The 25,511-nt window shown below is 37.9% G+C and carries 22 protein-coding genes; 14 read left to right on the top strand and 8 right to left on the bottom strand.

The genetic code is table 11. The annotated features are described in order from the left end of the window. Window positions 1-118 precede the first annotated feature (118 nt). The gene (locus F959_RS08785) at window positions 119-1,507 is read right to left on the bottom strand and encodes an amino acid permease (protein WP_004879269.1); all 1,389 of its coding nucleotides are present in this window, start codon (window positions 1,505-1,507) and stop codon (window positions 119-121) included. Between the two features lie 355 nt (window positions 1,508-1,862). Between F959_RS08785 and fahA the strand changes: the two genes are divergently transcribed. The 4 genes from fahA (at window position 1,863) to F959_RS08765 (ending at window position 5,524) form a co-directional block, all read left to right on the top strand. After that, a complete protein-coding gene (gene fahA / locus F959_RS08780; protein WP_004879267.1) occupies window positions 1,863-3,170 on the top strand; it encodes a fumarylacetoacetase in 1,308 nt (435 codons plus the stop codon). After that, complete coding sequence (gene maiA / locus F959_RS08775) at window positions 3,157-3,789, top strand: maleylacetoacetate isomerase (RefSeq protein WP_004879264.1); 633 nt, start codon at window positions 3,157-3,159, stop codon at window positions 3,787-3,789. The genes fahA and maiA overlap by 14 nt, the downstream gene beginning before the upstream one ends. A gap of 18 nt (window positions 3,790-3,807) precedes the next feature. After that, the gene (locus tag F959_RS08770; RefSeq protein ID WP_004879263.1) at window positions 3,808-4,356 is read left to right on the top strand and encodes a VOC family protein; all 549 of its coding nucleotides are present in this window, start codon (window positions 3,808-3,810) and stop codon (window positions 4,354-4,356) included. A gap of 388 nt (window positions 4,357-4,744) precedes the next feature. Beyond that, window positions 4,745-5,524 (top strand): IclR family transcriptional regulator, encoded by a 780-nt coding sequence (locus tag F959_RS08765; protein ID WP_004879261.1) that lies wholly within the window; start codon window positions 4,745-4,747, stop codon window positions 5,522-5,524. 64 nt (window positions 5,525-5,588) lie between these two features. Here F959_RS08765 and hppD read toward each other — a convergent pair whose 3' ends face one another. Next, a complete protein-coding gene (gene hppD / locus F959_RS08760) occupies window positions 5,589-6,644 on the bottom strand; it encodes a 4-hydroxyphenylpyruvate dioxygenase (RefSeq protein WP_004879259.1) in 1,056 nt (351 codons plus the stop codon). A 517-nt stretch (window positions 6,645-7,161) separates the two neighbouring features. On the opposite strand from hppD, the gene F959_RS08755 reads away from it, so the two are divergent. Then, complete coding sequence (locus F959_RS08755; protein ID WP_004879257.1) at window positions 7,162-8,832, top strand: FMN-binding glutamate synthase family protein; 1,671 nt, start codon at window positions 7,162-7,164, stop codon at window positions 8,830-8,832. A 98-nt stretch (window positions 8,833-8,930) separates the two neighbouring features. On the opposite strand, the gene F959_RS08750 is transcribed toward F959_RS08755, so the two are convergent. From F959_RS08750 to F959_RS08730, 5 genes are all read right to left on the bottom strand, one after another. Further along, complete coding sequence (locus F959_RS08750) at window positions 8,931-9,455, bottom strand: DUF4124 domain-containing protein (protein WP_004879256.1); 525 nt, start codon at window positions 9,453-9,455, stop codon at window positions 8,931-8,933. 80 nt (window positions 9,456-9,535) lie between these two features. Next, window positions 9,536-10,564 (bottom strand): alpha/beta hydrolase, encoded by a 1,029-nt coding sequence (locus F959_RS08745; protein ID WP_004879254.1) that lies wholly within the window; start codon window positions 10,562-10,564, stop codon window positions 9,536-9,538. Continuing rightward, window positions 10,564-11,694 (bottom strand): YdcF family protein, encoded by a 1,131-nt coding sequence (locus F959_RS08740; protein WP_004879250.1) that lies wholly within the window; start codon window positions 11,692-11,694, stop codon window positions 10,564-10,566. The genes F959_RS08745 and F959_RS08740 overlap by 1 nt, the downstream gene beginning before the upstream one ends. 8 nt (window positions 11,695-11,702) lie before the next feature. Beyond that, window positions 11,703-12,737 carry a UDP-N-acetylmuramate dehydrogenase gene (gene murB / locus F959_RS08735; protein ID WP_004879247.1) on the bottom strand — a complete coding sequence of 345 codons (1,035 nt, stop codon included), beginning with the start codon at window positions 12,735-12,737 and terminating at the stop codon, window positions 11,703-11,705. 13 nt (window positions 12,738-12,750) lie between these two features. Next, the gene (locus F959_RS08730) at window positions 12,751-13,266 is read right to left on the bottom strand and encodes a low molecular weight protein-tyrosine-phosphatase (protein WP_004879246.1); all 516 of its coding nucleotides are present in this window, start codon (window positions 13,264-13,266) and stop codon (window positions 12,751-12,753) included. 442 nt (window positions 13,267-13,708) lie between these two features. Between F959_RS08730 and F959_RS08725 the strand changes: the two genes are divergently transcribed. Beyond that, window positions 13,709-14,869, top strand: coding sequence for an iron-containing alcohol dehydrogenase (locus tag F959_RS08725; RefSeq protein ID WP_004879244.1), 1,161 nt, complete (start codon window positions 13,709-13,711; stop codon window positions 14,867-14,869). Further along, window positions 14,866-15,306 (top strand): acyl-CoA thioesterase, encoded by a 441-nt coding sequence (locus tag F959_RS08720; protein ID WP_004879241.1) that lies wholly within the window; start codon window positions 14,866-14,868, stop codon window positions 15,304-15,306. The genes F959_RS08725 and F959_RS08720 overlap by 4 nt, the downstream gene beginning before the upstream one ends. A gap of 47 nt (window positions 15,307-15,353) precedes the next feature. Here F959_RS08720 and dnaX read toward each other — a convergent pair whose 3' ends face one another. Then, a complete protein-coding gene (dnaX, locus tag F959_RS08715) occupies window positions 15,354-17,342 on the bottom strand; it encodes a DNA polymerase III subunit gamma/tau (RefSeq protein WP_004879239.1) in 1,989 nt (662 codons plus the stop codon). Window positions 17,343-17,541: 199 nt separating this feature from the next. On the opposite strand from dnaX, the gene F959_RS08710 reads away from it, so the two are divergent. From F959_RS08710 to sstT, 7 genes are all read left to right on the top strand, one after another. Beyond that, window positions 17,542-18,705, top strand: a complete 1,164-nt coding sequence (locus F959_RS08710) for a cupin domain-containing protein (protein ID WP_004879238.1) — start codon at window positions 17,542-17,544, stop codon at window positions 18,703-18,705. A gap of 205 nt (window positions 18,706-18,910) precedes the next feature. Continuing rightward, the gene (locus F959_RS08705) at window positions 18,911-19,966 is read left to right on the top strand and encodes a linear amide C-N hydrolase (protein ID WP_004879235.1); all 1,056 of its coding nucleotides are present in this window, start codon (window positions 18,911-18,913) and stop codon (window positions 19,964-19,966) included. A gap of 35 nt (window positions 19,967-20,001) precedes the next feature. Continuing rightward, window positions 20,002-20,517 (top strand): hypothetical protein, encoded by a 516-nt coding sequence (locus tag F959_RS08700; protein ID WP_004879234.1) that lies wholly within the window; start codon window positions 20,002-20,004, stop codon window positions 20,515-20,517. 375 nt (window positions 20,518-20,892) lie between these two features. After that, window positions 20,893-21,459: a TetR/AcrR family transcriptional regulator gene (locus tag F959_RS08695; protein ID WP_004879231.1), complete on the top strand. Its 567-nt coding sequence runs from the start codon at window positions 20,893-20,895 to the stop codon at window positions 21,457-21,459. A gap of 547 nt (window positions 21,460-22,006) precedes the next feature. After that, window positions 22,007-22,318 (top strand): ArsR/SmtB family transcription factor, encoded by a 312-nt coding sequence (locus tag F959_RS08690; RefSeq protein WP_004879228.1) that lies wholly within the window; start codon window positions 22,007-22,009, stop codon window positions 22,316-22,318. 88 nt (window positions 22,319-22,406) lie between these two features. Next, the gene (locus F959_RS08685; RefSeq protein WP_004879224.1) at window positions 22,407-24,104 is read left to right on the top strand and encodes a SulP family inorganic anion transporter; all 1,698 of its coding nucleotides are present in this window, start codon (window positions 22,407-22,409) and stop codon (window positions 24,102-24,104) included. Window positions 24,105-24,304: 200 nt separating this feature from the next. Next, complete coding sequence (gene sstT, locus F959_RS08680; RefSeq protein WP_004879221.1) at window positions 24,305-25,507, top strand: serine/threonine transporter SstT; 1,203 nt, start codon at window positions 24,305-24,307, stop codon at window positions 25,505-25,507. Window positions 25,508-25,511: the final 4 nt, after the last annotated feature.

Genomic DNA, 25,511 nt, shown 5'->3' with positions numbered 1-25,511 from the left:
AAAAGTCCTTTCTTGAACGGTCATCACTTCCACCGTTCTTTTATAACAAAAGATAAAAAGAAAATAGGACTGAGGATAAACTCAGTCCTATCCAAGATTTTGAGTGAAAATCTAAAGCTTATACATCAGCATTATATGCAACGCTTGGTTGTGCATTTTTCAACTTACGTTGCTTCATGTAATAAGCAAACATTAAGCACAGAATCCAAGCAGGAATCATCATCACCGCAATACGCATATCCGCAGTCAATGACATCACTACAAGAATACCCAACATGAATACGATGCAAAGGTAGTTACTAAATGGATAAGCAATACTCGGAAACTTAGTCGTTTGCCCTTCTGCTAACATCGCCTTACGGAACTTCAAGTGTGTCCACGAAATAACAATCCAGTTAATTACAATCGCTGCAACCACCAACATCATTAGCAAGCCAAAGGCTTTATCAGGGAACGCATAATTCAACAATACACAAAGCACCGTCACAAAAGCAGATACATATACGGCGTTGGTTGGAATACCGCGCTTATTAATTTTCTTTAGAAACTTAGGTGCATTACCTTGCTCAGCCAAACCTAATAACATACGACTGCTGCAATAACTTGTGCCGTTATAAACCGACACAGCTGCAGTTAATATTACAAAGTTCAAAAGCGTCGCAACACCTTGGCTGTCTAATGAAGCAAAGACCATCACGAATGGACTACCGCCCTCTGCCATTTGATTCCATGGGAAAAGTGCAAATAAAACAAACAATGTCGCAATATAGAAAATCAAAATACGATAAATAATTTGATTTACAGCTTTAGGTAAGGTTTTGTCAGGATCACGTGCTTCGGCAGCCGTAATACCAAATAGTTCGATACCACCAAAAGCAAAAATGATCACAGCCATTGCCATGACTAAACCTTCTACACCAAATGGAAAGAATCCACCGAGTGCCCAAAGATTGCTGATGCCTGCTTGAGGCCCTGCTGTTCCTGTCGCAAGTAGATATGAACCGAAGGCAATCATCGCCAAAATTGCAAGAATCTTAACAATAGAGAACCAAAATTCCATTTCACCAAAGAATTTGACGTGTAATAAGTTGATACCGTTAATCAAAATAAAGAAGGCTAAAGCGGAAGCCCATGTCGGGATTTCTGGCCACCAATATTGTATATAAAGCCCAATTGCGCTTAATTCTGCCATACACACTAAAACATTGAGTACCCAGTAGTTCCAGCCTGACATAAAGCCTGCAAATGAACCCCAGTATTTGTATGCGAAATGACTAAAAGAACCACTTACTGGTTCTTGTACAACCATTTCTCCTAACTGACGCATCATTAGAAATGCAATAAAGCCTGCGATTGCATAACCTAAAATAACTGAAGGTCCTGCAAGCTTGATTGATTGTGAAATACCAAGAAACAGTCCTGTACCAATTGCACCACCTAGCGCGATAAGCTGGATGTGTCGATTGCTCAAACCGTGTTTCAGATTTCCTTGCTCTGGTTTTGACATATGATTATTCTCATCCTTGTCACGTAATTTTTTTGTATTAAATTACGTATATCATAAATTAATCAAAAATGCCTATAGTTGATCGAAAAATAATTAATTTACTTTTCTCATAACCGCGCATATAAGCAGAAAATTCAACAAATAACAATAATTATGAAATATGTAATTAAATTATGTATTGCGTAATTACTAAATTTAAGTATGATAGAACTCATAACGGTTAATCCTTCTTCTTGATCACAGGAAATTATTGCTACTCAACTGAGAGTATCTACATATTTTTCAATAAGATGATGAGGAAAAAGTAAAATTTATGGCTTCGTCCAGATAGAATTAAAGACAAGGAAAGTAAATCATGGCACAGAATTTAAGCTCTTTTGTTGAGATTCAAGCTCTATCAGATTTCACAATGCATAATTTGCCATATGGTATTTTTAGTGAAACACCTGACGGTAACAAACGTGTTGGTGTTGCAATTGGTGATTTAGTCCTTGACCTTGCTGCTTTAGAAACGCATGGTTTACTACAACTCAATGAAAATATTCGCTATTTCGATCAGCCAACACTCAATAAATTTATCGATTCAGGTAAAGCAAACTGGCAAAAAGTACGTCAAACATTACAAAGTCTACTTTCAGCGGACAATCCAACGCTTCGTGATAATACGGAATTACGCCAACAAGCTTTTTTTAAACAAAATACGGTAACTTTACACTTACCTCTACAAGTGCCTGGCTATACCGATTTCTATTCGTCTAAAGAACATGCGACCAATGTAGGTACGATGTTTAGAGATCCAAAGAATGCGCTTTTACCAAACTGGAGCGAACTTCCTGTCGGATATAATGGTCGTGCAAGCTCAGTGATCGTCAGCGGTAAAGATATTATCCGCCCATCTGGACAAATCAAACTACCAAATGAAGATCGTCCAATTTTCTCTGCAACTCGCAAGCTGGATTTTGAATTAGAAACAGCTTTTGTGGTCGGTAAAGCAACTGAACTGGGTCAGCCAATTGCCATTGAAGATGCATGGGATCATATCTTCGGTATGGTTTTACTCAATGACTGGTCAGCACGTGATATTCAACAATGGGAATATGTGCCTCTTGGCCCTTTCAATGCAAAAACTTTTGCGAGCGCTATTTCGCCTTGGGTTGTTACGATGGAAGCTCTTGAACCATTTAAAGTAAAAGGCCCAACTCAAGAACCAAAACCACTGTGCTACTTAGAAGAAAACGTTGCGAATAGCTATGACATTCATCTCAGCGTAGAAGTACAAAGCCCTAAATCGCAACAAACTGATGTGATCTGCGAAACCAACTTCAAATATATGTATTGGTCGATGGCTCAACAACTTACTCACCACACCATTGCAGGTTGTAATGTTCAAGTTGGTGATCTTATGGGATCGGGTACGATTTCAGGTCCAACTGAAAACTCATACGGCAGCTTACTTGAGCTTACGTGGAACACAACCAAACCACTAACTCTTTCTAATGGCGAAAAGCGTGGCTTTTTGGAAGACGGCGACCGCGTCATCATGAAAGGTTATTGTGAAAAAAATGGTATTCGTGTTGGCTTCGGCGAAGTTTCAAATAAGGTCTTAGCTGCAAAAAGCTTTCGCTTTACTGAAAAAGAGGAAGCAAGCTATGAAACTGTATAGTTACTTTCGTAGCTCCGCAGCTTATCGAGTACGGATCGCTTTGAATCTCAAAGGTCTCGATTATGCGACTCAAGCAGTTCATTTGGTTAAAAATGAACAGCAGCAAGCTGAATATAGCGTATTGAATCCAAGCCAGCTGGTTCCAACCCTGATTGATGAAGAGCAAAGTTTGCTGCAATCTCTAAGCATTTTGGAATATTTGGAAGAACGCTATCCAGCAACAGCCTTATTGCCTAAAAATTTGATTGAGCGTGCCAAAATTCGTGCCTTTGCTCAAGCAATCGCTTGCGATATTCATCCACTCAACAATTTAAGAGTGCTGAAATACTTACAAGATGAACTGAGCTTAACCAACGAACAAAAAAGCCAATGGTATCAACATTGGATTTTAGAAGGCTTTAAAAGTCTTGAAGTACAATTGCAGCGTTCAAATGGTCAATTCTGTTTCGGAAATTCAGCCACAATTGCTGACTGTTGCTTGATTCCCCAAGTCTACAACGCAAAACGCTTCAAAGTAGATTTGAGCCCATCTCCCAAGATTGAATCAATTTATCAACACTGTCTTACCATCCCAGCATTTTTACATGCCGCACCAGAACAACAACCAGATTGGGAATAAAGAAAAAGGAGTTTTATGATGAGCTTTGCAATTAAAAAAATTCACCACGTCGCGTACCGCTGTAAAGATGCCAAAGAAACGGTTGAGTGGTACAAAAAAATGCTCAATATGGATTTCATCTTGGCATTTGCAGAAGACCACGTTCCTTCAACCAAAGCCTTTGATCCTTATATGCATTTATTCTTAGATGCAGGACAAGGCAATGTACTGGCATTTTTTGAACTGCCAACGCAACCTGAAATGGGTCGTGATGAGAATACACCGCAATGGGTACAACATATTGCTTTTGAAGTTGAAGACCAAGACGCTTTGTTACGTGCAAAGACACACTTAGAAGAAAATGGTGTGAAAGTATTAGGCGTAACCAATCACGGTATTTTCCACTCTATTTATTTCTTCGATCCAAACGGTCATCGCCTAGAACTCACTTATAATGATGTTCACGCAGATGCGAAAATTGCACGTATTACTGAAGAAATGAAACTCGAGATGTTAGATGAATGGAGTCGTACTAAACGTGCGCCTCACCATACTCATTTCCTTCATGAAGAAGAGTTAGGAGTATAGTCAAAACATCGCAGCATGGTATTGTCAAAGATGAATACATCATTGCCGCTTAAGGTTTTTTATGACATTCAAGCAGCAATGGATATTCAGATTCGAAATCGAATTGCTGCTTAATCATTTTCAGCGCATCGGCATTGGAGCAGATTGTCTTCAATGCCGATTTTTTATCGCTCAAGAATGATCAATAAGCAAACTTTTGTTGTATTCTGCTGCTATATGAACAAAAGTAAAAACTCATTTTTGAGTCGTTATATACTTATAGAATTCGCCTATTTGCATCATTCAAAAAGATGATTTCTATTTTGAAAAATGCTCAGGCATCATGTGTAACATTGAATATCTACTTGAAACAAATACAACTGGATAAATGCGGATTAAGGGTTAGTGAATGATTGAAGAAAAATTATCTGGTGGCGTTCAATCACTCGAGGTCGGTTTATCTGTACTTAATGCGCTTTTAGAGCATAATAAACCGATTATTTTAAAAGACTTATCAAGTAAATTAGATATGCATCCAGCCAAAGTGCATCGCTATTTAGTGAGTCTTATCCGCATGAATTACGCAAAGCAACTCGATGCTGGCCAGTATGCGCTTGGAGATCAAGCTTGGCGTTTAGGCTTAAATTGTATTCAACACACTGATGTTTTACAGCTTGTACAACATCTGATTTATGATCTGCAAAGCAAGATTGGTTGTGGTATTCAAATTAGCAAGTGGTCTCCTAAAGGCCCTTTAGTCGTTCAATCTATTGAATCTAACCATCCTATTTCGATTGTAACCAAAGTCGGTTCAATCATGCCTTTGGTGAATTCTGCCGCTGGTCGTGTCTTTGCCTCTTATTTACCTGAAGCAGTCATTCAGCCCTTAATGTCTGCAGAGTGGGAAAAAGCAGCTCAAAATCATTATCAAATTAAGCCGTCAAGCTGGGGGGAGTTTTTAGCTCTGAAAGAGAATATCTTGGGACAAGGCATGGCTGTTGCGAAAGGAGATCTATTGGTTGGGATCAATGCTGTTGGTCTACCAATCTTTAATGCACATCAAGCAATGGAATTTTGTATCGTTGCACTAGATAGTGAAATGTTCCTACCTGTTCATGATGGTAGTGAAAAGCTAGAACTGTTCAAACGCGAAGTAGCTGCAATTAATCAATATATCAAAACACGTTAATTATTTTTCTTATTCAATAAAAAAGCCAAGATATTGATCTTGGCTTTTTTGATTTGATATTTGCTTATTTGGCTTCTAGCACACCACGGCGGATTTGATCACGTTCAATTGATTCAAATAACGCTTTGAAGTTACCTTCACCAAAGCCATCATCATCTTTACGTTGAATAAATTCAAAGAATACAGGCCCAAGCATATTTTCAGAGAATATCTGTAACAACAGCTTTTTCTCGCCCTCTTTGGTATTACCATCCAAGAGAATGCCGCGTTTCTTCAACTCATCCGTCGGCTCACCATGTTCAGGTAAACGTTCATTTAACATTTCATAATAGGTTTCTGGCGGTGGTGTCATAAATTTAAGACCTAAGCCTTTTAACTTATCCCACGTTGAAACTAAATCATCTGTAATGAATGCGATATGTTGGATGCCTTCACCATTAAAATCAGCAAGGAATTCAGCAATCTGACCATTGCCCTTATCAGAGTCCTCATTAAGAGGAATACGAATCATACCGTCTGGTGCAGTCAACGCTTTTGACGTTAAACCTGTATATTCACCTTTGATGTCAAAGTAACGAATTTCCTGGAAATTAAAGATTTTCTCGTAGAAATTCGCCCAGTAATCCATACGACCTTTATAAACATTATGTGTTAAATGGTCGATTTCATTTAAACCTGCGCCACGCGGATTTTTTTCAACATCGTCAAAGAAAATAAAATCATTTTCATAAATATCACGATCTACAAGGAAAATTGGCATACCACCAATCCCTTTAATCGCAGGGATATTTAACTCCATCGGCCCTGCTTGTGAATACATAGGCTCTGCGCCCAATTCGATTGCATTTTTGAATGCTTTCGCAGCATCACGAGTTCTAAAACCCATTGCGCATGCCGAAGGACCATGTTCCTTGTAGAAGAATGAAGCATAAGATTCTGGCTGATAGTTCAAGATAATATTGATATTACCTTGGCGCCATAAATAAACTTTTTTAGATTTATGCTTTGCAACTTTTGTAAAACCGATTGTTTCAAAGATCTGATCTAATCCATTTTCCGTCGAAACAAACTCAATAAAAGCAAAGCCACATAGTTCTAATGGGTTATCTAAAATGTCCATCTAGTTTCCCTTATCTTATATTAGATAAATTCATCCGTTTTAAGCTGAACACAATGTCAATCACTATAGTCATCATAAACCATCTAGCATGATTAACGCTTGTGCACGTTGTTAGGAAAGGTAACAGGTGTTTTTATAAATATGTAAAAGCATCCATGTACTGCCTTTTCCTTCCATGAGCTCACCAAAGCAAACGTGAAAAATACAGTTTTTGCTTTGGCTCTCAACCATGACATTCATGCTACAAGAAAGATTTAATTTATGCAATACATAATTAAATTATGTTATATGTAATTTTATAATCTTTTAGAAGTCACTTACATATCTGCATATGCTTCAAGTAAAACCGATATTAGAAGAGAAATAAGGCTAAACCTAAACTCGACATTGGTCGGAATATAACAAATGATAAACTTTTAAATGGAGAATAATTCTCATATCTAACAATTCATTACTTGTAGTTATACATCGTTCTTGGCATCGTGAACCCATTACTTAATTTAGGAATCCCTTGCCAATGGCTAGTCCAGCACAAGCTATACGACATAAATTACTTAATACCTTTTTTTCAAGACATTCCGTTTGGTTCCTATGTATTTTTATTGCTTTAACAATTACTTGGTTTAAAACAATTTATACGCCACAGACCATTTATTATTTCATCTCAGACACGTTATTAAATGGGCTATGGTTAGTGACTAGCCTACTGAGTCTTGTTGGTCTTCATGATTTACTGCAAAAGAAACACTCCATCTTAAAAAACTATCCAATCTTGGGACATTTCCGTTTTTTCTTTGAAGATGTACGCCCTGAAATTCGCCAATATTTTATTGAGGCAGATCAAGATGCATTACCATTTTCACGTATGCAACGTAGTCTCGTTTATCAACGTGCAAAAAATGAAAATGCGGATAAACCTTTTGGATCAATCATAGATGTGTATGAGCCAAATTATCGGTTTATTGTTCACTCAATTGCCCCTTGCCCACCTGCTGATCCAGCAAGCTTCCGAGTTCAAATTGGCAATTTGCAATGTAGTCAGCCTTATAGTGCTTCTATTCTGAATATTTCAGCGATGAGTTTTGGAAGTTTAAGTGCCAATGCAATTCGCGCTTTGAACAAAGGTGCAAAACTGGGACATTTCTACCACGATACAGGTGAAGGAAGTCTGAGTCCCTATCATTTAGAAAACGGTGGCGATATCGTTTGGCAAATTGCGAGTGGATACTTTGGCTGCCGTACACCAGAAGGACTATTTGATCCTGAAAAATTTGCGGCACAAGCGAAACAACCTCAAATCAAAATGATTGAGCTTAAGCTTTCTCAAGGCGCTAAACCTGGTCATGGTGGTATTTTACCTAAACATAAAATTACCGAAGAAATTGCTCAAATTCGTGGTGTTTCTCGTGACCATGACTGTATTTCTCCATCTAACCACCCAAGCTTCAACACCCCAATCGAAATGATGCATTTTATTCAGAAACTAAGAGAGCTTTCTGGTGGTAAACCTGTTGGTTTTAAACTATGTATCGGTCAACCTTGGCAGTTCATGAGTATCGTAAAAGCGATGCTTGAAACAAAAATCATTCCTGACTTTATTGTTGTGGATGGGTCTGAAGGTGGTACGGGTGCAGCACCTATTGAATTTAGTGACTATATTGGTACTCCATTAAGAGAAGGGTTACGTTTTGTGCACAACACTTTAGTTGGAGCTGGTCTACGCAGTCAGGTCAAAATCGGTGCAAGTGGTAAAATCATTAGCGCCTTCGATATTGCTAGCACCTTTGCACTCGGCGCTGATTGGGTGAACTCTGCGCGTGGATTTATGTTCGCTGTTGGATGTATTCAAGCTCAAAGTTGTCATACCAACCAATGCCCTGTTGGCGTTGCTACACAAGATAAAGACCGACAAAAAGCGATTGATGTCCCGAGTAAAGCTGAACGTGTGTTTAGCTTTCACAAAAACACGTTACATGCTTTGTCTGAAATGATTGCAGCAGCAGGCTTAAATCACCCTTCTGATATTAAAGCCCACCATCTTGCTCAACGTATGAATGATCGTGAAATCAAAAATTATGCACAAATTCATTTCTTCCTTAAAGAAAATGAATTACTGCAAGGTAATTTAGATGATGATGAGAATTTTTATTATCGTATGTGGAAATTGGCTGACGCGACTCAATTTTAATTAAAGAAAAAGCCATTCGTTTAGAATGGCTTTTTTCAGATTATTTGTTCAGTTTCTAATGAGAATTGAGTTGATTAGAAAATAAATCCTGTAGACATTTATCTCTTGCGTTTCAAAGAACATGTCGGGTTAGTTTGAGTAAGCAATGTATTTGTCGCCGCATTACAGCTCAAATAAACACTCCCATCATCAGTGCAAATTCTTGCAGCATATAATCGACTATTATTTTCAAGGGTTTGTGTCGGATGACTAGAATAACGAGCCAAACGCTCCATATACATAATACGTTGTTTACACTCAGGGAACTGTACCATAGCTCTTTGAAATTCAGATCGCTTTGCTGAAACTTTAGTGTTGTTACTCGCTAAATCTTGCGTATACGCATTTTTTTCATTTGAAATTGCCTGCATACGTCGCTGTTCGAGCGATTCACACTCCCCATTGAATCCATCAGCAGCAGAACCAGTACATGCAATTTTTTGACTTGCTTTTGCTGAACAAGGACTACTTTGATACGAAGTCCCTTGATTGGTAACGCACTTATATAATTCTTGCGCATGGGCAGAATAACAGAAACTCATAAAGCAAAAAGCATAAATGATCTGTGCTATCGATTTTGACATGACAACCCCAACATATAATTTATTGATAATTTTTATAATGTTAGGGATTCTATCATTTTGATATTCAGTTAAAAAGTAGTCTAATAATAATAGTTATTGGGTTTAGCATGTAAAAATGCAGGGATTAAACCTGTTAATGCCGCACGAATATCTGCACGCTCATTAATCAATTGATGCGAACCTTCTTCTAACATCAACAATGTTTGTAATCTAAATTTTCGGCGAATATATTCGATGTTATAACGCCAATCTACAGTTTGATCTAACGCTCCTTGCGCTAACCAAACAGGAATTCTACAAGCTGGCCGATGTTCCATTTCAAGCATCCATTTTGACATTGCTAGAATCCAATCCATCCCCATCATCCGCGGTTGTAATGGATCTTTAAGACGAACAAACCGTAGAAATTCAGGATTATGATTATTACGGCGGAAATGGCGCGGGACTTGGCTTTTAATTCGGCGGATAATGCCCAAACCAACCGAATTATGCCACCATGCCGTTTTCGCAGGACGTATCAAGGGAGAAAGTAACAATACACGATCAACAATCGGGTCTTCTCTACGTTCAGCAAACTCTAACAAATGGTGCATCCAAATCGCACCACCTGTGCTTTGTCCTATTCCCAACCACGGCTTTGGTAACTGCGTTGCACCTCTAACTGCATCATAAACAGCATGTAATACTTGTTGATAATGATCAAAATTTTGAATACTCGCTGGCGAACCATTACTCAAACCATGCCCAGGAAGATCGTATGTAACAACACTAAAACCTTGATCTAATATTTCTTTAATAATTGGCTGATAAATTCCGCTATGTTCTAAATAGCCATGCAATAAGCAAACGGTACCTTGTATTTTTTGTTGCTTTGGCTGAAATACTTGCACATGGAGTCGAAACAAAGGCATTTCTACATAGCCTTGCCAATGTTCACAATCCAATAAATGCAAACCATATAGTTTGCGATAAGCCTGTAGCGCTAATGAAACCTCACTTTTTTGTGATAAATCTAAAGGTTCAAGCACTTGAGGTGTCGTTTCACGATTAGGAACAGGCAAATCAAGCTGTTTTAAAATTGTCGGATTTAAAAAAGGAATATTCGACATTATGGTACCTCCCGACAATCACTTGATCCAAACAACATATCACGAATCGTTGCGAGCATTTCATAGTTCGCACGACGACTATGATCATAGTTTTGCTCACTTGGACGCCATTGAGTTAAAGTCGTTGGCATTGGTGCGATTACAGGCACCGTTTCTATTCCATTCAATGCAAATAAACGACGGGTACGAGGCATGTGATATTCATCGGTAATCAAGATTACTGTTGGTGCACCACCTTTTTTCTGAAGTAATAAAGAACTAAATCTTGAGTTTTCGCAGGTATTCATGCTTCGATTTTCAAGTAATTTCGCCTCTATTCCACGCTCTTTTAACCACGCCTGCATATATGGTGCTTCGACCCCACTCAGCACAATCGGTAAATCATATTTTTCTTCAACTTCAAGTGTTTTTTCTAAGCGCAACCGAGTGTAATTATTTACTACGATGTCTTTACCATTTGCACCGAGTGTTAAACCACCACCCAACACAACAATTGCATAAGGCTTAGATGAGCTATTGGTCTCGATTACACCATCTTTATTTTTTTTGATTTCGACTAAATCTTTATTGGTTTCATCTTTTTCAGCATCTTCAACAGGTAGTTCGATTGGAAATGTTTCTAAAAAAGAAACATACTTTTCCATCAAAGCCTGATTGTCTGGTGTATTCCACTTTAAAAAATCAAGTGGTGTACTTGCTGCTACCGCTGAGCTTTCTTGGTCCTGTTCAGCTTGTTGATTGATCATCGGAATATTAAGCTTTTCAGCTTCTTCATTCTCTTTTTCTTGCTCTTCGTTAATAAGCTCCTGTAGCAACTTATAACGAGCTTGTATCAATCTTAAATCTTCTGGTTTCTCTGACTGAAAGGTTTTTTCCATCAATTTGAGATAAGCTTGACGTGCAATCCAAAGATCTGAACCAGGTTCTAAGGTCTCATGTTCACTTAGTGCTGCCGATTTTTGGCTTTCAGCAGCAACTTCATTGACATCTACAGGGACAAAATAATTCAACCCTTTCACGACAAACTGTGAGTAAAATGGTGAATATAAAAAAAGCACAAAACAGCCTAAAAGTACGAATAAAATTGTAATTACTCGTACTAAACTGACCATCCAATGTACTTTAGCCATAAATCTCCTCATTCACCATGAGCTTGAATTAAACCCTGCTCATTATATAACACAGGTTCAGGCTCTAAACGAATACTAAACTTTTGTTTTACATCACTTTGTACAGCTTGATAGGTATTTCGAACATCATTCAGTGTAGCATCAGCATAATTGACTAAAACCAATGCTTGCTTATGAAACATACCTACAGAACCCAACTGTTTACCTTTCCATCCAGTTTGGTCAATCAGCCAACCAGCAGCCACTTTAACATTGCTATTTGGTTGTGGATAATGAGGAATGTTTGGGAATTGTTGTGCAATTTTGTCAAAGTCACTTTGCGTAACAATTGGATTTTTAAAGAAACTCCCGACATTTGGAAATTCCTTAGGATCTGGAAGTTTGCTCTGTCGGATATGAATGACTTGATTCTGCAAATTTTCAGCGGTAAGGACATCACCCACAGCTTGTTTTAAGTCACCATAATTCAACTTCAAATCTGGCTGTTTTAATAATTTAAAAGTCACAGCAACAATGATGTAGCGATTCGGATGATCTTTGAAAATACTGTGACGATAAGAAAAATGGCAATCTGCCGCACCAATCGAGCTAAATTGTTTTAACTCGCGATCATATACTTGTACTGATTCAATAAATTCGCCTGCTTCGACACCATAGGCACCAATATTTTGTACAGGTGATGCACCGACCAAACCAGGAATCAACGCAAGATTTTGTAAACCAAACCAATTCTGCTTCGTACTATGCAAGACAAAATCATGCCATACCTGACCTGCACCCACTTGAACAGTCACATTACGCTCATCTTCATCAATCACATCAATACCATGAATATTGAGATGCAGAACTAAAGCATGAATATGTTGTGGCAATAACACATTACTGCCACCTGAGAGCACTAGGACGTTCAAAGCCTTTTGTTCTGCGAAGGCTAAAGCATCAACAACATCATTTGAATCGTTAATCTCAATATAATGTGAGGCGATGGCATTAAGATTTAAAGTATTTAAGTGTTTAAGCTGAACCTGCTGCTGTACATGCATGTTAAATAGAATCCTATTGCCCTACATTCATATGTTGTTTAAAAACTTCAACCCATGCTTGACTGCTTGACTCGCACTGATCAAGTACCCGATCAAATCCATCAGCACCACCATAATATGGATCAGGAATAGCTTGTAGCTTAAAGTTTGGATCATGTTCACTCATCAAAGCGATTTTCGCTCGGATTTGATGTGTACCATATTGATGAATTGCTTTTCGTAATAAAGTCTGAATATCATCAAAGTTTTCATGATCCATCGCAAGGATGAGATCAAACTCAGTAAAATCCGTGATGGTGATTTGTCTTGCGCGCAATGCGGAAAGGTCATAACCACGTTGCGCAGCATGTTTTTGACTACGAATATCAGGTGCTTTGTTCGGGTGATAATTACTTGTACCTGCCGAATCTACGATTACATCTAAACCATGCGCATCACAATAATGTTTAAGAATGGCCTCAGCCGTAGGAGAACGACAGATATTTCCCAAACAAACACACAACACCTTATATGGCGTTTTGGATGGCATATTCACCTCAAATCTACACTTTTTTACAGCGTCTTATGTTAAGTTATTTGCACAATGAAACCTATAGTCACTTCATATAAAAATGTTGTATTTATTAGGGTTTGTTAACATTTTATCTCATGATGTAATTGATTAGGGTCTGTTGACATTTCACAGATGCTTGCGACAGAGGACATTTTTAGACGATACAAGGCATGACTTATACAACTTAGTCATTCTAAGTCAATAAGACATAACGCAGTAGCGGCAAAAATGTCCCTGTCCCATAGGGTTATGGCTAAAACCTCCCTAAACTGCGTTATGAAACTTGACAAGGGGGTCGCCATTGCCTGCATTTCACGCCTTGTTTATGTCGTTTTAGCCTATAACGCAATGCATGGTTGAAATATCAACAGACCCTAAATATAAAGTGTGAACAAATTCAAAACATAAGGATGTATGTATGAACCCATTTCAATTTCAAACTGTTCCCAATATCATCTCGGGGCTAGGTTCCATACAAGAACTTAAAAATATTTTAACTCAACAAAACTATCATAAAGCCCTGATCGTGACTGATGCAGGCATGATTCAACATCAACTTCACTGGCCAATTGTTGATATTTTGAATCAAATTGCTCTTGAACATATTATTTACTCAGATATTCAAGCCGATCCGCCAGAACATATTGTTTTAGAAGCAGTCGATTTTGCGAAACAAGAAAAAATTGATGTCATTATTGGCTTTGGTGGTGGTAGCTCTATGGACGTTGCGAAAATCATCGCCCTCCTCGCGCACCCACAACAACAGCAAGCTTTAACTGATATTTACGGCGTAAACCAAGCTAAAGCACCACGTTTGCCTCTTTTGCTGATTCCAACAACAGCAGGAACAGGTTCAGAAGTAACACCCATCTCAATTGTCACAACTGGCGCAACAACCAAAATGGGCGTTGTTTCACCTGTTTTATATGCGGATGTCGCTATTTTAGATGCAACTTTTACCCAAGGCTTACCAGCGCATATCACCGCAGCAACAGGGATTGATGCAATGGTACATGCAATTGAAGCTTATACCTCAAATATTAAAAAGAACTTTTATGCTGATATGCTGGCGAAGAATGCTTTAAAACTACTCAACAACAACTTAACAAAAGTCTTAAAAGATGGAAGTGATCTTGAAGCTCGTCAAAATATGTTGATGGGTTCAATGTTGGCAGGACAAGCTTTTGCAAATGCACCTGTTGGTGCAGTACATGCCCTTGCGTATCCTCTAGGCGGGCATTTTCATCTTTCGCACGGTCATACCAATGCATTAGTGCTGGTTGAAGTTTTAAAATTTAATGCACCAAAGGCAAAGCAATACTATGCTGAATTGATGCAACTCATGGATCCAAGGAGTACTGGATGCACAGATGGCCTCTGCGATCTATTCATTGATCATATGCAAAATCATCTCGATCAAAGTGGTCTAACTTTGAAATTAAAAGCGCTCGATGTACCTGAAGCTAAACTTCCACAACTCGCAAAAGATGCAATGTTACAGACTCGACTATTGCAGAACAATCCAAGAGAAATGACAGAACAGGACGCTTTCAACATTTATCAGGCGATTTACGCATGAGTAAACCTATTTTAAAAACGCGTGAACAATTTAAGTTCTTTTTTCCAATTCAAACTCGCTGGGCTGACAATGATATATATGGTCATGTCAATAATGTCACTTACTACAGCTATTTTGATACCGCCGCTAATTCATTGCTGATTCAAAAAACAGGCTTCGATATTCATCACAGTGAAATTATCGGGCTTGTCGTCGATTCTGCTTGTAGTTTTCTACAAGAGCTATCTTTTCCAGAAATGATTGAAGTGGGTGTAGCGATTGGAAAAGTTGGCAATTCATCACTTCGTTATGAACTCGCTATTTTTAAGCAAGGACAAACTCAAGCCGCTGCGCAAGGTCATTTTGTGCATGTCTTTGTAGATCGTGAGAATCGAAAGAGCACCGCGATTCCTCAAGAAATGCGTGATGTGCTTACAAACTACTTATTAGCGCAATAAGCATATATGGAGCAAAGGGAAATTACGATTTCACCTTTGCTTTTGGCTTAGGGTTTTAACTGAATATTCTGTAATTCCGCATCAAAGGTTTCAATCAAACCTTTCAATGTTGGTTCTTGTTGTAACAAATTCACTGCTCGATTAAATGCTTTTTCCTTACGTACAGCCTGCATCGCAAATGGTGTCGTGGAATCAACTTGCCCATACTTCACCGAAAATTGAGTATTGATCCAATTTTCTTTCAAAGCACTTTCTAAAGCATGTTGTAACTGAGTCAACATTCCCTCATATTCTTGCGGAATATGAAATACAGATGCGCCATCAATCTGTCCTGTCATCACACCATGTTGGGCTAACTCTTGAACAGCTGGCGAAAGTTCACTATTTCTAAACCAATATTCCCACTTTTCTAAATTCCACTCACCTTCTAACACCTGCACTGGAAGCTTCAAAATATCTTGTGGCATTAAGTTATTTATCTCAACATCTTGCTGTTGCGATGATGCAACCTGTTCCACAGCCTTTTCTAGAAGCGGTTCAACGATTTCAGGTTCAGAAAGCATCGCAGCTTCTGACTGATCGACTAATTGATTCGTTGCATCGTCCTGCACAACTTGCTGAGAATTTTCCTCAACAGGGAAAACGAGTACATTATCTGACTGAGTGATATCAAAACTTACTGTTTGCGCTTCAGCCTGCTCTAAACCAATAAGCTGGCCACCTTCCGCATCGAAAACCATGAGATGGCTATCTTGATCTTGCAGAGCAGGTTCAGGTTCAGGTTCAGGTTCAGGTTCAGGTTCAGGTTCAGGTTCAGGTTCAGGTTCAACACTAGCCACTTCTACAGGTGCTGCAAACTGTTTTTCTTGACTTACATCTGAAGCAACCTGCTGATTTTGCTGTTCAAGTATCTGCACTACAGATGCCGCCTGAACAGTCACCTCATTTGAATGCATAGGCCTAAACGCAAGCATCCGTAAAACACACATCTCGAAACCCTGCTCTTGGGTGACCGCTAATTGCAAATCAGCACGCCCTTTGCAAGCGATTTGATAATACAGTTGTAGGTCTTGTGCAGAAACAAGCTTCGAAAGCTGTAGGATTTTTTGATTGATTTCTTCACTATATTTAAGCGCTAAATCAGGTAGGTACTGCAACAATGCCAACTCATGAAGCGTCGAAACTAATTGATCCAAAACTAAAGATACATCTAAAGCTTGCTGTCTAAATTGCAAAAGCAGCTGACTCACTCGTGCTTGCTGATTTTGATGAATCGCGAGAATCAAGTCATAGATAATCGTTCGATCAATCAGACCTAACATATCTTTGACATCTTGATGGTGTACTGCGCCCTTACCATAAGCAATCGCTTGATCCGTCAGTGACAGTGCATCACGCAGCGACCCTTGTGCCGATTCTGCAATTTGCCAAATGGCATCTTGATCTGCCTCAATGTGTTCTTTATTTAAGATCGCTGTTAAATGTTCGGTAATTTCATCTACCGCCAAAGGACGTAGTGTAAATTGCAAACAACGAGAAATCACCGTAATCGGTAACTTCTGAGGATCAGTTGTCGCAAATAAGAATTTTACATGTTCAGGTGGTTCTTCTAATGTTTTCAATAAGGCATTAAATGAATGCGTTGAAAGCATGTGCACTTCATCGATCAAATAAACTTTGAAGCGACCTTGAGTCGGAGCATATGGAACATTATCAAGTAACTCACGCGTATCTTCTACCTTGGTACGCGATGCCGCATCAATCTCGATAAGATCAATAAAACGACCTTCATTCACGGCTTTACAGGTTGCACAAACTTCACATGGTGTTGAAGTTACACCTGTCTCACAGTTCAAACACTTGGCTAAGATACGAGCAATCGTCGTTTTACCGACACCACGCGTTCCTGTAAATAAGTAAGCATGATGCAAACGACCACGTTCTAATGCACTCGTTAAAGCACGAGAAACATGGTTTTGCCCCACTAACTCATTGAAATTACGTGGTCTGTATTTTCTTGCAAGTACTTGATACATGTATGCTCCTTATTGCAGCTTAAGCATACTGTTTTTTAGAAAGAGCTGTAAATGAATACATGTTTAATTGATCAAGATTAAATACATTCGATTAGTTCAAGGACAATTGCTCAGCAGGCTTACATCAAGCAAGACTTGCACCTGTTCGCAACTCAAGGGAAAATAGCCCCTAATTTTTTATGTTGTTGGTTTATTTCCCATGTCTCAATCTTTAGCGGTTTTAGGCGGCATTACCGCAGAACAATTTTTAAATGAATATTGGCAAAAAAAACCATTACTCGTTCGCAATGCAATGCCTGAAATTATTGGCTTATTAGAACCTGAAGATGTGCAGGAACTTGCACTTGAGGAAGATGTCACTGCACGTCTGATTCGTCAAAAAAACAAGAACCCAAATGAATGGCATGTCAAATCATCACCTCTCACTAAGGGTGATTTTCAAAAACTACCAAATCTTTGGACTTTACTTGTACAAGCAGTAGATCATTACTCGTTTGATATTTCAGAACTTTGGAAAAAATTTCCATTTATTCCCCAATGGCGTCGTGATGACATTATGGTGTCTTATGCACCTAAAGGTGGATCAGTTGGTAAGCATTTTGATTTTTATGACGTCTTTTTAGTTCAAGGACACGGTCATCGCCGCTGGCAACTTGGACAGATGTGTGATGAATCAACTCAATTTATCCCAGATCAGCCTTTAAAACTATTGCCAGAAATGGATATTCAATTTGATGAGGTTCTTGCCCCAGGTGACTTGCTCTATGTACCACCAGGGCTATCGCACTATGGTGTTGCTGAAGATGATTGTTTAACGTTCTCATTTGGCTTTCGTATGCCAAACCTATCTGAAATGATTGATCAAGTGAGTGATAAATTTGCAGAGAACACTTTGCTTAAAAATCCACTTGCAGATATTGCACGTCAGCAAACTGCACATCTTGGCGAAATCAATGAAGTCGAATTTTCATATTTAAAAACACAGCTATTAGATTATCTAACCAAAGCACCTGAGTTCGATGCTGCCATCATGGCATACATGAGTGAATCGAGTTATCCAAACAACATTCCCGAACCAGAAGAAGTTGAAGCAAGTGATCTAAGTGAAATCATCGGTACGGGTTATGAATTAATACTTGAACCTGCATCAAGATTACTTTATCGCATGCAAAATGGTTCTTTCGATTTTTGGGCAAATGGTGAAAACGTTTGTATTTCAAAACCGTTTGCAGCTCAATTAAAACGCATCGCTGATGGCGAAAATATCGCTTTAGATGAATCATTCAATGACGATGCAGTATTAGAAGACATTGCCATGCTACTCAACAATGCTGTTGTGATGTTGTTACCACCTCAAGAGTAAACGATTTACCAATACTTCTAATATCAATGGTTCAGGTTAATTTACTTAACTGCGATAACGAGACCTACTGATATTAGAAGTAAATTTTTCCAACGATTACATTTTAATTATTGAATAAGATACCGAATTTAATAGACTCATTTACAACAACTTAAAAAACATAAATTACATCAAACCATTCTATTTACAATAACGGAGAACGCTTGTGTTAAAAAAAGCATTATTTTGTTCATTTGTTGCTTCCTCTCTTTTCCTTCAGACAGCTCAAGCTTGTACACGTGCTGTTTATCTAGGAAATGATAATCACATTATTACAGCACGATCGATGGACTGGAAAGTTGATGTTGGTACTAACTTGTGGATTATGCCAAGTGGTGTTGATCGTGATAGTAATGCAGGCCCTAAATCACTTAAATGGAAATCAAAATACGGCAGCGTAATTGCTTCGGGTTATGATCTTTCCACAACGGATGGTATGAACGAAGCAGGTTTAGTTGCAAATGTATTATGGTTAGTGGAATCTCAATACCCTGACGCAAAAAAATCAAATAAACCTCAACTCAGTATTTCTGCATGGGCGCAATATGTTCTTGATAATTATGCGACAGTTTCTGAGGCTGTAGCCGCTTTAGAAAAAGAACCGTTCGTCCTCATTACAGACAATGTACCAGGTGAACAACGATTAACTACTTTACATTTATCACTATCTGACAAGACTGGTGATAGCGCGATCATTGAATACATCAATGGAAAACAAGTCATTCACCATAATAAAAAATATCAGGTAATGACAAACTCGCCTATATTTGACCAACAACTCGCGTTAAATACATATTGGCAGCAAATCGGCGGTACGGTCATGTTACCGGGTACGAATAGAGCTGCCGACCGTTTTGCGCGAGCTTCATTCTACATAAATGCCATTCCAAAAAATGATAATGCTAAAGAAGCACTCGCTTCTGTATTTAGTGTAATTCGAAATGCCTCTGTCCCTTTTGGTTTAAACACAGCCGAAGAACCGAATATCTCATCTACACGTTGGAGAACAGTTGCTGACCACAAACAACAATTATATTTCTTTGAATCCGCTGTATCTCCGAATGTTTTTTGGGTAGATTTAAAGAAAATCAACTTTAAAGATGGTGTAACACGGAAGCTTGATTTAGGCAAAGATCAACAAAATACATTTGCTGGTGATGCGACTGATCAATTTAAAGCATCAAAACCATTTGAATTTCTTGGCCCACAGTTACATCATTAAAGCGTTAAATTGAAAATAAACTTGAGAAGTTAAATATGAAGAACGTACTTTGTTTGCTAAGTCTTTGCGCGATTATGACGGGTTGTGCAAATATGCAAAATACAACAACAGCATCGACGACAATCGATCATCTTGCTACTGCGGGCTCATTAAACTGCAAATCAAATGAGCTATGCCCAAATGTCGTTGTTGAATGGGACAAACAGCAAAAGGATAAATTGCAGATCGACGTTGCATTGACAAGTACGTATCAATATTACGACATCAACGGTTTAACGTTTTATGTAGATGGAAAGTCGTTTTCTTACACTCCAGTTGGAAAAACTGAGCAAAAGTATATTAACCGTTTAATTCCTAAACGTTCTTCTAATTCATTTAGCATTCCAAGCAGTTTTTTACTCGAACTTAGAAATGCTAAAAATGTAGAGCTTTCGATTGACACGGATAAAGGCGCAATAAAACGGTCTGTATATACACCAACTCAACAATCTACGCTCTATCAAAATTTTGCTCGTTTGATTTCTGAGCTAGCAAATAAATCAGCCAAGTAAAATAATCTCAGACATCAGCGCTCGTTATTTATTCCACTATAGGTAATGAGCGAAGTTTAATTTAGCACCAAGAAAATGATAATAAATATCATTAACAATGATTAATATAACAGCGAATTTCTAAAACTATCTAAAATATGTAAATAAAATGCTTTTTATTACAACAAACAGTTTTTACATTATTTTAATTACTTCCAATTATTCATATTGTTAATTTTATCAAAGAACTAGAACAGGAAATTTCAAACTCATTTAAAGAACTATTGTTAGTTTTCACTAGGATATTTTATAAATACCATGTAAAATCCCTGCCAAAATCGCATGACAGGATGCAAAACCATGCTCTGCTGACGATGAGCAAACTCGAGGCTATGTATGTCAAAAAAAGAAGATATTATTAACACAGCATTAAAACTTTTTAATTCACATAGCTATAATTCGATTGGGGTTGATCGAATTATCAGTGAGTCAGGCGTTGCAAAAATGACGTTCTATAAATATTTTCCCTCTAAGGAAAAATTAATCGAGGAATGTTTACTTCAACGTAATATTAATCTACAAACCTCTTTGAATGCTGCTTTAGCTGAATGTGATCCTGAAGATTCATTAGGACAATTAAAGGCTATTTTTGAATGGTACAACGCATGGTTTCATAGTGAAGACTTCAATGGTTGTATGTTCCAGAAAGCCTTAGAAGAAGTTATCAAGATCTACCCTTCTACACTTGAACCAGCGACCCAATACAAAATTTGGCTCACCGCACTTGTTCAAAACTTATTGACACAACTTGGAATTCACAATCCAACTCACTTAGCAACATTGATTGTAAGTATATTGGATGGTATGACAATTCAAGCCCATGTAAATAGACATTCAGTTGAAATGGATCAATACTGGACACGAGTTGAACATTTAATCAATTATGAGAAGGCGTTAGCTTAAATAGCGGCGCTTTTTTCTTGTTGAAAAATCAATTTATATATAAGCTAATTAGAAGAAAAAAAACAAAGCGTGATTTATAGTTATTATTGTGGCTCACGCTTGCGTCTGAGTTGGAAAGAATAATAAAAATTATTACCCTCTGGCGGTCGTACAAATTGCACATCCCGATCCTTTTTATGCAGACAGATCGTTCTGTCTTATTTCCAATTATATACTCTTTTATTTAAATCACAACTACTTTTTAAAGTTTTTTATATTAATTAATTAATTAAATTAACTACATAATTTTATTAATAAGTAAAATTTAACAATGCGGTTACACTTTATGGCTTACGAACACCACTGATAATTTCTCAAAAATCAGCCAATAAATTAGATCAGAACACATTTTTTCATACAAAAGTGAAATAACAGACATTATCAAACCAATTATCAATTTTACTTATATATGTTTTCATTAAAAACCATTGCAATTATTCAGTTTTACTACATTTTTTCTTTTCAAGCATTTTATACTACACTTTGGTCGTAATTTAGGGAGGTGAATATGCAAAAAGGTCTTGAGATTGAAGCAATGAGGGAGTCAGCAGGCTCAATTGTTAATGTGCTTAAATCTCTAGCAAACACAGATCGTTTAATCATCTTGTGTCATTTAGCCAAACAGGAGTTAAATGTTTCTCAAATAGAAGAGCTCACCCAAATTTTCCAGCCAACCCTGTCTCAACAACTCATGATGCTTCGTAAAAGTAATGTGGTTGCAACACGTCGTGAAGGTAAACAGATTTTCTACTCTATTAGCGATCCAAAACTACGCGTTGTTTTGACTACTCTATATGAGAATTATTGCCCAAATATTTAATTGTTCAGGAAATTACATACTAATTTTAAAATTGGATTACTTTTTTCTGCATAATGTATTTAGGATTTTATAATTTAGATCATCGTGCATGAAAAAATTAAATATAAAAATATCGAATATATTTCCTGCCATACAATGGTTAAAGCACTATCAATACAATAGTTTTAAAGCCGACCTAATTGCAGCACTGATCGTACTTGCGATGCTCGTCCCTCAAGGAATGGCTTATGCCATGCTGGCTGGTTTACCTCCAGTCATGGGGATATATACAAGTATTCTTCCCATGATTATTTATGCTTTTACGGGAAGTAGCACCACTCTCTCAATTGGACCTGTCGCAATTATATCAATGATGGTATTTGCGACACTGAATCCGCTCTTTCCTGTGGCATCAGAGGCTTATATAGAAGCCGCTTGTTTACTCGCGATATTAGTAGGAATTATTTCCTTTATTCTCGGTATTTTCCGTTTTGGCTTTCTCATTCAACTGATTAGCCACCCTGTTATTCAAAGCTTTATCATTGCTTCTGCATTACTGATTGCGCTTGGACAGTTAAAGTTTTTATTAGATATCCCTATAAAAGCCAACAATATTCCAGAGTTTATCTTCTCTTTAGTACAGAATATTCATCAACTCAGTTTTTTAAGTATTAGCTTCAGCCTAGCGGCTATTTCAATGCTGATTCTCTTACCTAAAGTCGTTCCAAGCAGTTTTATCGCAAAAACGACACCACTTGTATTGGTAATAAGCTCTATTGTTATGGTTTATCTGACCAGTCTTGATCAGTATGGTTTAAAAACAGTTGGCGTGATTCCAACGGGATTACCTAACTTTCATTTTCCAACGTGGGATTTTGCGTTAGTACAGAAATTACTTCCAAGTGCGTTCATGATCGCCATGATTAGTTTCGTAGAGTCTTTGGCAATCGCACAAGCCACAGCCTTGCAAAAACGTGATGACTTAAATAGTAATCAAGAACTCATCGCGTTGGGGCTGGCAAATATTGCAGCAGGTATTAACTCAGGTTTTGCAGTTTCTGGAAGCTTATCCCGTACAGTTGTAAATGCAGATGCGGGAGCCAAAACACCCATGGCTGGTGTTTTATCTTCTTTATTTATGATTGCAGTTAGTCTTTATTTCACAGGGCTATTTCAAAATTTACCATTAACTGTTTTAGCTGCAACGATCTTTGTCTCGATTTGGAAATTGGTTATCTTTACTCCTTTTTATGAAACATGGAAATATTCTAAAGCTGATGGACTTGCCATGATTGCAACCTTTTTAGGTGTAACATGTATTGATATTTCTACTGGGTTAATCATTGGGATCGTCTTAACTTTTATTTTATTGTTGTGGCGGATCAGTCGCCCACACATTGCCGTCATTGGTCTGATTGAAGGAACGCAACATTTTAGAAATGTCTCTCGTTACGATGTTGTGACCATTCCAACGATTGCATCCTTTCGTGTAGATGAGAATCTCAGCTTTTTAAATGCGCATGTGCTCAAAGGCTATATCATTACTGAATTAAGTCATAATAAGGCTGTTAAACATGTTGTGATTAACTGCTCAAGCATTAGCAATATCGATCTTAGCGCACTTGAAATGTTAGAAGAACTTAATAGAGAACTCTTGATTTTAGATATCAAATTACATCTATCTGAAGTCAAAAGTCCTGTAATGGATCGCTTAGTAGACTCAAAACTGATTAAGGAACTCACAGGGCAAATTTTCCTGTCACATTACCAAGCAATTCAATACCTTTCATCAGAAAGTACTGTTTGAACTTTTATTTTGAGCGTATTTTTTTTACACAAAAGGATATGATTGATTTTTATAAAATACTTTTAAAAACATTATGTTATTTTTTACAGTATTTTTAAAATAAATAGTCATCAAAAAAAATTTCAATATTCGTAGCGCTTGGGTATAGAATACGGCGCTTGTTTAACCTTAAACCGTGCATAGGTTTGTAAGGCCTTTATATGTTTAGTGTATTGTCTCGCTTAAGTTTAGTTAGCAAAATTATTATCGCTATTATTTTAGGGATTGGCGTGGCTTTGCTGTTTCCTAACGTTACACCTTATCTTAGTTTATTAGGTGAATTATTTATTAAAGCGTTGAAATCGGTTGCCCCTATTCTCGTTTTTGTTCTTGTGCTTTCTTCAATTGCCAATTTCCAAGTTGGACAGAATTCTAATTTAAAACCAGTGATGGTGTTATATGTAGCAGGTATGCTTCTTGCCGCTTTTAGTGCGGTGATTGCGAGTATTGTTTTTCCTAGCCAGCTGTTCTTACACTTAGCAGCTCAATCAGATTTACAAGCACCTGGGAGCTTAGCTGAGATCTTAAAAAATCTACTGCTTAGCTTTATTGCCAATCCTGTTCAAGCGATCAGTGAAGCAAACTTTATTGGGATTCTGGCTTGGGCGATTGGTTTAGGTCTTGCCTTGCGCCATAGTTCAGATACAACCAAGCAAGTATTGACAGATGTTGCTGATGCCGTGAATAAAATTATTCATACTGTCATTAGCTTTGCGCCTATCGGTATTTTTGGGTTAGTTGCAGTAACTTTTGCAAGCGCAGGTTTTGCGACTTTAGCAAGTTATGCACATTTGCTCATGGTGTTAATCGGCACAATGCTGTTCGTTGCACTAGTGATCAACCCTATTTTAGTTGCGATCACTATGCGTGCAAATCCATATCCATTGGTATTTAAGTGCTTAAGAGAAAGTGGTATTACTGCATTCTTTACTCGTAGCTCAGCTGCGAATATTCCTGTGAACTTGGATCTTGCGCAACGTTTAGGTGTAAATGAAGCAACTGCTGGTGTATCTATCCCACTTGGTGCAACCATTAATATGGCGGGTGCAGCAGTAACGATTACCGTATTAACTTTAGCTGCGGTAAATACCTTGGGTATTCACGTTGACCTAAGCACAATGCTGATTCTCTCAATCGTAGCTGCGGTTTCGGCATGTGGTGCTTCAGGTGTTGCAGGTGGTTCATTACTGTTGATCCCTGTTGCATGTAGCTTGTTTGGTATATCATCAGAAGTAGCGATGCAGGTGGTTGCTATTGGTATGATTATTAGTGTGTTGCAAGACTCAACTGAGACTGCACTCAACTCATCGACCGATGTTTTATTTACAGCTGCAGTAGATTTTAGAAACCGAGAAAATCAGTAGATTG

The sequence above is a fragment of the Acinetobacter venetianus RAG-1 = CIP 110063 genome, assembly GCF_000368585.1.
Taxonomy (GTDB): domain Bacteria; phylum Pseudomonadota; class Gammaproteobacteria; order Pseudomonadales; family Moraxellaceae; genus Acinetobacter; species Acinetobacter venetianus.
Note: the sequence above shows the minus strand (reverse complement) of the source record. Positions and strands in the feature narration are given on the sequence as shown.